This is a genomic window from Burkholderia sp. MR1-5-21, from assembly GCF_053427715.1.
The window spans coordinates 172,651-184,023 of record NZ_JBSAXD010000015.1 but is presented as its reverse complement, the minus strand read 5'-3'; the positions used below and the strand labels follow the sequence as shown (position 1 = coordinate 184,023).

The 11,373-nt window shown below is 62.8% G+C and carries 10 protein-coding genes; 4 read left to right on the top strand and 6 right to left on the bottom strand.

The window, feature by feature from the left end:
- Window positions 1-11: 11 nt before the first annotated feature.
- From ACV229_RS21490 to ACV229_RS21475, 4 genes are all read right to left on the bottom strand, one after another.
- Entirely contained in the window at window positions 12-1,160 is a 1,149-nt protein-coding gene (locus tag ACV229_RS21490; protein ID WP_448085111.1) for a cytochrome c oxidase subunit II, read from the bottom strand.
- A 382-nt stretch (window positions 1,161-1,542) separates the two neighbouring features.
- Window positions 1,543-2,055, bottom strand: coding sequence for a hypothetical protein (locus tag ACV229_RS21485; protein WP_448085110.1), 513 nt, complete (start codon window positions 2,053-2,055; stop codon window positions 1,543-1,545).
- A gap of 676 nt (window positions 2,056-2,731) precedes the next feature.
- On the bottom strand, window positions 2,732-3,157 hold the full coding sequence (locus tag ACV229_RS21480; protein ID WP_448085109.1) for a hypothetical protein: 426 nt from the start codon (window positions 3,155-3,157) through the stop codon (window positions 2,732-2,734).
- 158 nt (window positions 3,158-3,315) lie between these two features.
- Window positions 3,316-3,663 carry an MTH938/NDUFAF3 family protein gene (locus ACV229_RS21475; RefSeq protein ID WP_448085108.1) on the bottom strand — a complete coding sequence of 116 codons (348 nt, stop codon included), beginning with the start codon at window positions 3,661-3,663 and terminating at the stop codon, window positions 3,316-3,318.
- Between the two features lie 808 nt (window positions 3,664-4,471).
- Here ACV229_RS21475 and ACV229_RS21470 point away from each other — a divergent pair.
- The 4 genes from ACV229_RS21470 to ACV229_RS21455 all read left to right on the top strand — a co-directional run bounded on the left by ACV229_RS21470 (window position 4,472) and on the right by ACV229_RS21455 (window position 9,380).
- On the top strand, window positions 4,472-6,700 hold the full coding sequence (locus tag ACV229_RS21470) for a carboxypeptidase-like regulatory domain-containing protein (RefSeq protein ID WP_448085107.1): 2,229 nt from the start codon (window positions 4,472-4,474) through the stop codon (window positions 6,698-6,700).
- Window positions 6,701-6,743: 43 nt separating this feature from the next.
- Complete coding sequence (locus tag ACV229_RS21465) at window positions 6,744-7,064, top strand: hypothetical protein (RefSeq protein WP_448085106.1); 321 nt, start codon at window positions 6,744-6,746, stop codon at window positions 7,062-7,064.
- Between the two features lie 56 nt (window positions 7,065-7,120).
- The gene (locus ACV229_RS21460; RefSeq protein WP_448085105.1) at window positions 7,121-7,363 is read left to right on the top strand and encodes a hypothetical protein; all 243 of its coding nucleotides are present in this window, start codon (window positions 7,121-7,123) and stop codon (window positions 7,361-7,363) included.
- A 112-nt stretch (window positions 7,364-7,475) separates the two neighbouring features.
- Window positions 7,476-9,380, top strand: coding sequence for a serine hydrolase (locus tag ACV229_RS21455; protein WP_448085104.1), 1,905 nt, complete (start codon window positions 7,476-7,478; stop codon window positions 9,378-9,380).
- A gap of 115 nt (window positions 9,381-9,495) precedes the next feature.
- Here the strand turns inward: ACV229_RS21455 and ACV229_RS21450 are convergent, their stop codons facing one another.
- Window positions 9,496-9,783: a hypothetical protein gene (locus tag ACV229_RS21450; protein ID WP_448085103.1), complete on the bottom strand. Its 288-nt coding sequence runs from the start codon at window positions 9,781-9,783 to the stop codon at window positions 9,496-9,498.
- Window positions 9,784-9,856: 73 nt separating this feature from the next.
- Complete coding sequence (gene glnA / locus ACV229_RS21445; protein WP_448085102.1) at window positions 9,857-11,362, bottom strand: type I glutamate--ammonia ligase; 1,506 nt, start codon at window positions 11,360-11,362, stop codon at window positions 9,857-9,859.
- Window positions 11,363-11,373: the final 11 nt, after the last annotated feature.

Below are 11,373 nucleotides of genomic sequence, written 5' to 3'. Positions count from 1 at the left end.
CATCTGCTCCGCTAGGGATTCGTTGCGCTGCTGGCGGCCGGGCCGCCCAGCGATTCGATGTAGGTCACCAGCGCGGTCAGCTCCTGGTCGCTCAGGTCGAAGGTCGGCATGATGGGTGAAAAGCCCTTCACGACGCGGGCCTTCGGGTCGCGGATGAAGGCGCGCAGATAGGCTTCGTCCACCTTCGCGGTGCTGCCGTCGGCCATCGTTTCGGTCTTGCCGTACAGGCCCTTCCAGGTCGGGCCCACGCGCGGACTGCCGTCCACGGTATGGCACGCGACGCAGCCCTTCGCCGCCGCGAGCGTCTTGCCCTGGTCGGCAAGCGCCTGCGCGCTGCCGCCGGCAGCGGTGGCCGCGGCCTGCACCCTGGCCTGCTGCCGCTGCGCGAACGTGCTCTGCTGCGCCAGCCAGCGCGAGAACGATGCCTCGTCTTCCACCACCACCACGCCGCGCATGTTGGAGTGCCCGATACCGCAAAGCTGCGCGCACAGGATGTCGTAACGCCCTGCCTTGGTCGGCGTGAACCAGAAGGTGGTCACCATGCCGGGCACCATGTTCATGCGCGCACGGAACGGCGGGACATAGAAGTCGTGCAGCACGTCGCGCGACCGTGCCAGGACCTGGATCGGCCGGTTGAGCGGCAGGTGCACCTCGGGCGTCTCGATCAGGTAGTTGTCACGGCCGTTGGGGTCGCCGGGGTTCAGGCCGAAGGGGTTGTCGTTGCTGATGTAGCGCACGTCCGTCGTGCCCAGCTTGCCACCGGGGCCCGCAAAGCGGAAACGCCATTGCCATTGCTGGCCGAGCACTTCCATCTGCAGCACGTTGCGCGGCGGCCGTATGTAGTCCGCATAGACGAAGAGCCCCGGTGCCAGCAACGCTGCCACGCCGACGGACGTCAGGCCGATCAGCCACCATTCCAGCCGCTTGTTGTGCGGCTCGTAAACAGCACGATGCCCGCTGCGGTGGCGGTAGCGCACCAGCGCGACCACGATGAACAGGTTGATCCCGACGAAGAGCGCACCGGTGATGACGAGCGTGATCGTCAGCATGTCGTCCATGCGCACCCAGTTCGACGCGATCGGCGTGACCCACCAGGGACTGGCAAAGTGAAACCCCACCGCCAATACGATGATCAGGAACAGGGCAATCGCAAGCGCCATAGCCAACCTCGCTGCGTGTCACGCGCTGGAGCCGCTGACAAAATGCTACCGGCATCGTCGTGCCGCCGCCTTGTCGTACTTCTGTACTGTCTGCGCCGGCAAGTCTCGCCACGACCGCGTCGCCGAGTGTTGTAAGCGGCTCTAAAACAAAGGTAGTCCTCTCCTTTGCGCCGTGCAAGGCAGCGCAAAGGGGAAGCGCGCCCCATATACGGATCGCGCGCATGGAGGCTTCACTTGCTGCGATGCAATGCAAAACGGCCGCCTTCGGCGTCGGTTGCCGAGGCGGCCATCACCCGCGTGCGCCGGGTGTTCAGGGTCTGTTCACGTGTGCGACGTGCGCACGTGAACAGACCCTATCGGTGCAGCGGGAAAAAACCGCGCGTCACTGCGCCGCGTTCCGCTTGCGCCGTTCCAGCATCGCGTAAGCGGTGGCCGTGACCGCACCGAACAGCAGGTTTGCCAACAAGGGGCCGGAACCTCGCTCCGAGACGAACCATGGGAACACGGCCGTCATCACATAGAAGTTCCACACGTACGCGACGATCCCGAAAACCACCCCGACGATTGCCGCCATGCCCACACTCGAATCGAAGTGGAACGGCGCAATGATCGCTGCGAGCATCATCCCCATGATGGCGCCGAGCGCGTAGTGCAGTAGCAGCGCCGTCGCCACGATGCCGAAGCTGAATTGCGACATCTGTTCGAGCGCACTCCGGCCCATCACCATCGCCGCGATCTTGTGGACCGGTTGCCACGGGCTTTCATATAGCACCATGGTCGACCAGAAGAATTCGAGCACGATCACCAGGGCGCCACCCGCAAGACCGGCCACGGCGGCGGCGATCCAGTCGGGACTGCGCCGTTCCCAATGGTGTGATTGAATGTTCAGTTCCATACGACCTCCTTGCTGACAGTTCGACTTCGGCACTCAGGGACCGAAAGCGTCACTCGCTTGGCTTTAGCGTCACTCGCGTCAGAAGTGCGTCCCTTATCCGATTCAGAATGGCAGATATGAGTGCCAACGCAAGGTGCAAAAACCCTGCGCGTTGCATGGCACCACGGCGTTCTGCTCGAAGTTCGGCATCGGCGTGCCGTCGATGGCGGGGGCGTCGATGAAGAGAAGCCGGCCGGGATCTGGCGCCCATGAACCGCCGCGGGAATCGTGGACGCCGGTTGGTTCAAGTTGATGCGGGCACGACGGTGGTTCAACTTGCCAAGCAGACGCCATGCGGTCAAAGGGTCAAATGGCTGCTTGAGGTCGACAAACTCCGGTCGCCCCGCCCGAAAGCGGTCATCTGTCGGTGCGTGCGCCCGACGGAGAGAACGAGTGCGCTCTTTGAGGTGCTCATAAATCGTGATGTATTGATAACTTTTCTTATCTCGATGGCACGATGTCGAAGTGAAACTGGGCGGCCCAAAAACGCGGCGCAGTCGTGAGCGACGAGTCGAATCGGCACTGGTTCGACTAGGGTCGCGTGAATTCACCGAAGTGGTCGGAAGTCCGTCGATGGCCTTCCGAACAGAGATTGCGCGTGCTGCCTTTCCTCGCTACCGGCAACGCGACAGCGCCGCTATCGATCGCGTGCAGGCGGCTGCGGATTGTTCACCGGATTGGAGTCGAACTTTGTCACGCGCTCTATTCCGTCGTTGCCGACCAGCGCCAACAGCGCCGATTCCAGCGGATCGGCAGTCTGCCTTGCGTAGACCTCATCGCCGCCGACATAGACCGTGAAGGAACGCAGATATTTGGCCTTCTTCTCCGGATTCGCGATCGTCTCCCTTGTCCATTCGTACAGCGGGAATTTTTCCGGGCCGAATCGTTCTGCTTCGCTAACATAGTCGGCGAAAGCGTCGAACTGGCACTTCAAGGACGCGTTGTGAGCGCGCAGGACATCACGAAGCGGCCCGTGCGAGCTGCACGCCGTGTCACCACGCAACGCCGCGGCGAGGTTCTCCGAGACCGCGATCCTGAGCTGAAATTGCCATGTGTCTGCCACGATGTTTGCCTCGCTGGCGCAGTGATCAAGAGAGACTTTGGCGCTTGTCCGGAATGCATCTTATCCGGCGGCATCCGTGCCCACTCGAGCACCGGGAGAAGCGTCGGGCTCGCCGAGCGGGTCGTCCGCCGCGCAAAAGGCCGTACCGCAGGCAGCACCTAGCACGTGACGTGCAGAATCGCGTTGGTTCCGCGAGCATGCTCCTTCAGCCTCGCAATGGCTTCCTCCGTCGGCACGATAACCAGTTCGACCTTCCGGCGCTCTGCCTCTTGCTTCACCTGATCCATCACCGGCAACGCTCCGGTGCCCGTGCCGATCACGAGGCACCGGCAATTCCATGGAATGGCCTCGGCCGTCGACAGGGGTGTATGTCCGAACGCTTCGCGGAACGCCTTGGATGGTTTCTTCTTGCGTTTGCGAACCTGTCCGCGGTCGATCACGACATCATGCTGGTAAGTCACACCGTCTATGCGGATGGAACCAAAGGAAAATGCATCGAAGCGCATACCCGCCTCCCCTGCTCCTGTACCGGCCGTCATGCGTTGCCCCACGGCCCAACGCGTTCTTGGCCGGCAATAGGATTATAGGTTCGAGGCTTCATCGCGCCGCACCCACCGATTGCCGCACACCGCTTCTGAATGCTGCCACCCCGTATCACGGGCGCGCTATTCGTCAGTCGTTGCAGAACAAGTTCGGGCGGTCCGACCGACGGGAGCGCAAGGCAACTTGCCTCTTCGTCGGTGACGCGTGAAAACCGGGGTACGGCGCGGATAAGCGTTCCGCTGGCCTCAACAAAGCGAGTCGACCAGCAATGTCGGGCTGGATCTCCACAACCCGGTTTCTGTCTGGCAATCGCAATCAAGACATCCCGGTCATGCACCACCATGCCGCACAAATAAAATTGAATTCAATCACATTTTTAAAATGACAATTGACATATTAAAGTCACATTTCAATCCATTAACGTACATATTTTTTTAGCAATTTAATAATGATTTCTCAAACATGAAATTCAAGCAACCGCAATGCCACCAACAACCCGAAGCCGTACCGGGAAAGTACTTAGAGCATTCCCCTCGTGCACCCACTAGCCTAATGAAAGACGACATTCTTCCAACATTTAAAAATAAAAACAGATATCGTCCGGCGGTACTTTTCCATTAATAGCTTTGTTAAAACAACATTAAAAACGAGGGGCCACATCCCAGAGCGGTCATTCTGTTTTTCCTGAGGCACTTAGCATTCGTTCCCTGCGCTTCGCGGCATGGAGGGGTCTCCTTGCGCGCCGTGCAAACACATATGAGTGAGGAAGCCATGTCAGAAATTCAGGACAGCTTCAGACTGGAAATACCGCTCGACGCGTCCAGGATCGAAAACTTCAAGCCCGACCGGCCCGTCAGGGTGCTCGTCCAGGGCGGCAACGTGCCATCACAACTCGTCACGCTCAATGCCGACGGCAAAGGCAGCGCGACGTTCATGCTCGACAGGAAGCCACAGTCATTGCGCGTCATCCTGGGGCCGGAGAGCGCGTCCGATGAGGACCTTGCCGGCCTTCAAACAATCCACGTCGACATTCCGGCGCGTCTTTGGGGAGGCAAGCGCGAACTCGTCTATCCGCCGATCGTCATCGGGCCGTATTACTGGTACTGGTGGCTGGTGTGGTGCCGTGAATTCGTGATCCGCGGCAAGGTCGTGTGCGCAGACGGCAGCCCCGTACCCGGCGCCAGTGTCTGTGCGTTCGACGTCGACGTCTGGTGGTGGTGGTGCAGCAAGGAACAGGTCGGCTGTGCCGTCACCGACGCGAATGGCGCGTTCGAGATCAGTTTCCGATGGTGCTGCGGCTGGTGGCCATGGTGGTGGTGGGCGCGGCGCGCATGGCATCTGGAGCCGTCGCTCGCAAAGATCATTCTGCCGGCGCTGCAGGCCGATCCGTCGATTCCGCACATTCCGCTGCCCGATCCGGCGCCGGACCTGTCCATCTTTCACCAGCTTCTGCCAGGGGATCCGCCACTCGCGGCGACGGTCGGACGGGCCGCCGCCGGGCAGTCTGCGCCGGGCGCATCACACGCATCGCTTGCGTCGGCGTCGTTGCCCCGGACGGCCGCACGCTTTGACCTCACCCAGCTCGATCATCTGCAAGCCCGCCTGAAGGCGCGCCTTCCGGTCATTCCCGAGCTCGAACGCTTCTGCCTGTGGCCGTGGTGCCCATGGCATCCGTGGTGGGACTGCGAGCCGGACATCATCTTCCGCGTCACGCAGCGCTGCGGCGACCAGAGCCACGTCATTGTCGACGAGACATGCTGGAATGCCCGCTTCAACATTGCCAGTCCGCTCAACGTCACGCTGGTCGCCAATGACGAAGCGTGCTGCATTCCGCCACACCACGATTGCTCCGACGGGAACTGCGTCGTGCTGACCCAGGCATGCAGCGATCTCGCGGACAACATTGGCGGCAACACCGGTGCGCCCCCATCGCCGCTCGGATATGCGAACCCGGGGCTGGTGTCGATCTACGGCGATCGCCCGTATGGCGGAGCCGTCAGCCTGTACGGTACCGCCGAATGCATGACCGGCGTGGACTACTACGCGTTCGAATGGTCGGCCGACAACGGCGCGACATGGAACGACATGCCGCCTGCGGCGGCGGGCGCCTTCACGCGCACCTATATCGACCTCGGGCCGTTCACCTTCACCAACGTGAATTTCGCGCCTCAGGTCATCAACGGCCAGAACGTATTCGAAACGCTCGATCACTACGAGGTCAACAACCCGCCCGCCAATTGGGGAACGCAGCGGATCTGGGTCGGCTTCAGCCGCGACCAGTTGATGAACTGGCTGACGGAGAACAATTTTTCCGACGGAACCTATCGCTTGCGCGTCAAGGGATGGAATCTCGTGGCCGGCAATCTGGTCAACGGGCACACGCTGCAGAACTGCGGCCAGCACGGCGACAGCGACATCGCGCTCACGATCGACAATCGCTTTGTCGGCGGCGGCCCGAACGATTCGCACGGCAATCCCTGCGGCACCGGAACGGTGCATATCTGCACGGTGGAACCGGACACCGGATTCCAGTCGGTCACGATCCTGCACGACGACGGCACGCAGTCGCCGGTCATCGCCTGCAAGAGTGCGGCCATCCAGGACACCGACTGGCTGCAAATCGACTTCTGGGCCTATGATCCGGACGGCCACCTCGCGTACTACACGCTCGATGCGACGTACGGCGTCAACCAGTCGAACGATTTGCTGAGTCTCGGCGGGACCCTGTCGCCGTTGCTCGGCGGGGCCGTACCGCCGGCAGCGCAGGTCGGCCCCAACTACGGTGCCGCCAGCCCCGCAATCAGCGCGCTCGGCCAAGGCGCCGTTTCGCCGGTCTGGCGGGGTGGCGCGCTGCGGCTGCTGGTCAAGGCGAAGGATGCATTCCCCGAGCCGTGTTGCTATCAGCTCGAATTGCGCGCACACAAGCGCACGATCGTCAGTTGCGACTACAGCCTGTGTGGCCATGCGAACCTGAGCGAGTACAGCGTCATGATCATTTAGCGCCGTTGTCCGATTCCGAAGACGGTCGTGCAGGCGGATTTCCGTGCGCCTCTACTGGTTGATGCTGGGTGTACTCGCCGTCTGGCGAGTCACCCACCTGCTTGCTGCCGAGGATGGCCCGGCCGACGCGGTATTCCATCTGCGGCGCCGGCTCGGCGACAGTGTCTGGGGGCGGGCGCTGGATTGCTTCTACTGCCTGAGCATCTGGATTGCCCTGCCGTTCGCGATCGGCATCGGCGACACGTGGGGCGAGCGCGTGCTGCTGTGGCCGGCGTTGTCTGGCGGCGCGATTCTGGCGGAGCGGCTGGCACCGCGCGATGACGAGACGGACGACAACATCGATGACAAGGGGAAACGCCCATGACGTGCTGTGGCGGAAAGAGACGGCAGCTTTACGGCGCGCCGCCCGAAAAAGGCGCGATGCGTCGCGCAGCGCACTTCCCGACCGAACCGAACACGAACCCTGCCGCCGCACCGGCGAAGCCGGCACTCGTCGAATACGTCGGGTCGAGCAGCTTGAGCATCATCGGTACCGTGACCGGGAAACGCTATCGGTTCGAACGCACGGGTTCGAAGCAGCTCGTCGATGTACGGGATGCCGCCGCACTCGACAGCATTCCCTGGTTGAGACGCGCGGTCGAGCACGTTCCCGATCGCGCGTGACCGTCATCGCGGGCCCGTTTGACGGAGCAAGCGTGACGCAGCAACCGGGGGGAGCGCACGCTCTCCTGTCGAGCGTGCATTTTCGGCATGCAATCTTGTCAAGGAGACCACCATGTTCGAGGCTTATCACGGCGTCACCGGTGCGCAGCATCAGACGCACTTCGACCAGCTCTTCGCGAAGGGTTACCGGATCATCTCGTTGAGCGTGTACGGTGATCCGCATGATCCGCGCTATGCGGCGGTCTGGGTGCTGCGGGCGGGCGCCGCGTGGGTCGCGGTCCATGGCGTGGACGCGTCCGGCTATCAATCGTTTTTCGACACGTGGACCGCCAAAGGATTCGTACCCGTGATCGTTACTGCGACCGGGCCGGCGAACGATGCGGTGTTCGCGGCGGTCTTCGAGCAGGGTATCGCCGGCCCGTGGCTCGCACGGCACGGCGTGATGTCCGGCACCGAAACGCAAGCGGGCACGTTCCAGAACCTGAACGCCACCGCGCACGCGCAGAATCTGTGTCTGCGCTCGATGGCGATCTACGGCACCGCGAGCGATCGCCGGTTCGCGGCGATCTGGCATGCCAATCCCGGCCACGTGAAGTGGCACGTCCATCCGTCGGATACGGCCTCCGGCTATCAGACCACGTTCAACACCGAAACGCAGTTGCCGGGATACACGCTCAACGGCTGGCGCGCCGCCTACGTGACGCTGTCGAGCGATCAGATCTACTGCTCCCTCTTCAAGGACGACGTCGTCGGCGCCTATATCGCGCGTCACGGGATGACGTCCGCCGAATACCAGACCGAGTTCGACACGCTGAACGCCAAGGGCTTCTATCCGATCTGCGTGCAGGGTGGCGGATCCGGCGACCAGACGCGCTACGCGGCGATTTTCGCGCAGCGCGACATCCCGCTCGCGCGCGAATGGACGGTCACCGGAAACGCCGTGCCGGCACTGGCCGGCTTCGATCATCTGATGCAGACCTTCATGCAGGCGAACGCCGTTCGGGCCGCGCAGTTCACGCTGTCGAAAGACGGCGTCGTGAAGCTCGCGCGTGCGTATACGTGGGCGGAGCATGGCTATCGCATCACGCAGCCACACGACCGGTTCCTGCTCGCGAGCTGCAGCAAGATGTTCCTCGAGGCCGCGGTGCAGGCGCTCTACGACGCGAAGAAACTGCAGCCGGCCACGACCGTCTATCCGCTGCTCGGCTTCTCGCATCCGGCCGATCCCCGCAGCGACACGATCACGATCCAGCAGCTCCTCGATCACATGGGCGGCTACGACGACACCAGCACCGGCTCCGGATTCGATCCGACGTACTCGATGCGCACGATCGCGCTCGCCGATGGGTTCAATCATCCGGTGGGCAAGCTCGACGTCGCGCGCTACATGTATGCGCGTATGCTCGACTTCACGCCGGGCACGAACACCAAGTACTCGAACTATGGCTATCTTCTCGCCAGTGCCGTCGTCGAGAAAGTCACGGGAATGCCTTATTTCGACTACGTAAAGGAGACCTTGCTGTCGCCCGCCGGCATCGCGGACGTCGCCATCTCGTCGACGACCGTCGCGCAATGGCCCGCGAACCAGGTCATTGCCGAGGACGAGGGTCTTGGCCTCAGTGCGCTCGATGTGACGTCGCCGCTGCTGGTGCCGACGGTCTACGGCGGTGACGGGCAGATCAAGGACGTCGCCGCGGCCTGCGCCGGCACTGCGGCGTCGGCGACGGCGCTCACGCAGTTCGTCCACACGCATCTCGTCTGGGGCAACGGGCCGCGTCCGGCGGACGGCGGAAACTGGTGGCTGGGCCGCACCGGCAGCACGTACGGCGCATCGACCGAAGCGGTTTCGCGCAGCAACGGCTACGATTGGGCGTTCGTCGTCAACACGCGGAACTGGCCGCCCCAGGTGTCGCCGACGCTCGACGACTTTTCACAGTCGATCGACAAGCTGATCAATGCCATGCCGGCGATGGTGCTGGAGCCGATAGATGCTGTTGCGGAGGCGACGATCAAGTAACGGGCGCGGGCGGCGTCCGTCGGCACGGGGCTCGCCGTGACGAGCCCGTGCCGATTCCGTCGCGAGTCGACTTCTGCCGTATCGTCCGGACCATCCTGATGTTTTCGGAGATGCGCTACTTCGGTTTCGAATGTGACAGTTCTGGAGGAAAACCGGCCGGCAGCCACGGCTGCCAGACCGGATACCACGCACGCTGCCAGGCTTGCATCACATCGACCCACATCGAAAGCGGCGTGACGATCGGAAACACCCCCGACTGCAACAGCCATTGCGCGGCAGCGTCGAACGACGGCGTCGCCGTGATGTGGATCGTCATCGCTTCCGCGCTCTTGTCCGGAAGTTCGTGCCGCGTGATCTCGACATCGACCGTCGGCAGATGAGCCGTCAGTTTCGTGTGCCCCATGTTCGACCTCATGGTGATGCGGCCGCCAGCCATCGAGGCATCCGTCGCCCCGACGGTCCGGCCCGCCGCTCCTTCAGATATCGAAGTAAAGATAGAACTCCCACGGATGCGGGCGCAGCCTGACCGCATCGACTTCCCGCGTGCGCTTGTAGTCGATCCATGTCCGGATCACGTCGTCGCTGAACACGTCGCCTTTGCGCAGGAAGGCGTTGTCGTCTTCGAGCGCCTGCAGCGCGGCGTCGAGCGAACCCGGCACCTGCCGGATGTTGCGCGCCTCTTCCGGCGGCAGGTCGTAGATGTTCCGGTCGAGCGGATCGCCGGGATCGATCCGGTTTTCGATGCCGTCGAGACCGGCCATCAGCATCGCCGCAAACGCGAGATACGCATTGGCGGACGGGTCGGGACAGCGAAACTCGACGCGCCGCGCGCTCGGCGCATCCGAATACATCGGGATGCGCGCCGCGGCGGACCGGTTGCGCTGTGACATCGCCAGATTCACCGGCGCCTCGTAGCCGGGCACCAGCCGCTTGTACGAATTCGTCGTCGGTGCGCAGAACGCCATCAGCGCGGGCGCGTGCCGCAACAGGCCGCCGATGTACCAGCGGCACAGGTCCGACGTCAGCGCCCAGCCGCTCGCGTCGTAAAAGAGATTGCGTTCGTCGTCCCACAGGCTCTGGTGACAGTGCATGCCGCTCGCATTGTCGGCGAACAGCGGCTTCGGCATGAAGGTCGCGACCTTGCCGTGCTTGCGTGCGACGTTCTTGCAGATGTACTTGTAGATCATCACGTTGTCGGCCATCCGCGTCAGCGTCGCGAAGCGCATGTCGATCTCGTTCTGTCCGGCCGTCGCCACTTCGTGGTGGTGCACCTCGACCTGCACGCCCGCCTGTTGCAGCGTCAGCGCGATCTCGGAGCGTATTTCCTGCAGCGTGTCCTGCGGCGGCACCGGAAAATAGCCTTCCTTGTATCGCGCCTTGAAGCCGAGATTGCCGCCGCCGTATGCGCCCTCGTCACGGCCCGTGGTCCAGTCGCCCTCGGCCGATTCGACGTAGTAGTAGCCGCTGTGCTGATCCTGTCCGAAGCGGATCGAATCGAAAATGAAGAACTCGAGTTCGGGCCCGAAATAGCAGGTCGTCGCGATGCCGGTCTGCTTCAGGTAAGCCTCGGCCTTCTTCGCGATGTAGCGCGGATCGCGCGAATACGCTTGCCGCAGCACGGGATCGACGACGTCGCAGATCATCGACAGCGTCGGCGTGCTGCAGACCGGATCGATGAACGCGGTGGCGAGGTCCGGCCGCAACAGCATGTCCGACTCGTGAATCTCCTGGAAGCCGCGGATCGACGAACCGTCGAAACCGATGCCGGCGTCGAACAGGCCTTCGTGAACTTCGGGAAGCGTGATCGAGAAGTGCTGCCAGAGCCCGGGCAGGTCGGTGAACTTCAGGTCGACGATCTGGATATTGTTGGCCTGCAGCAGATCGATGACGTCGCTCACGCTTGCGGGGCGGACGACGCGATAGCTGCCCGCATCGACCGATACGCCGGGAGGCATCCCCGGTGTCGCTGGTGCATTGGGCATGGTCGTTCTCC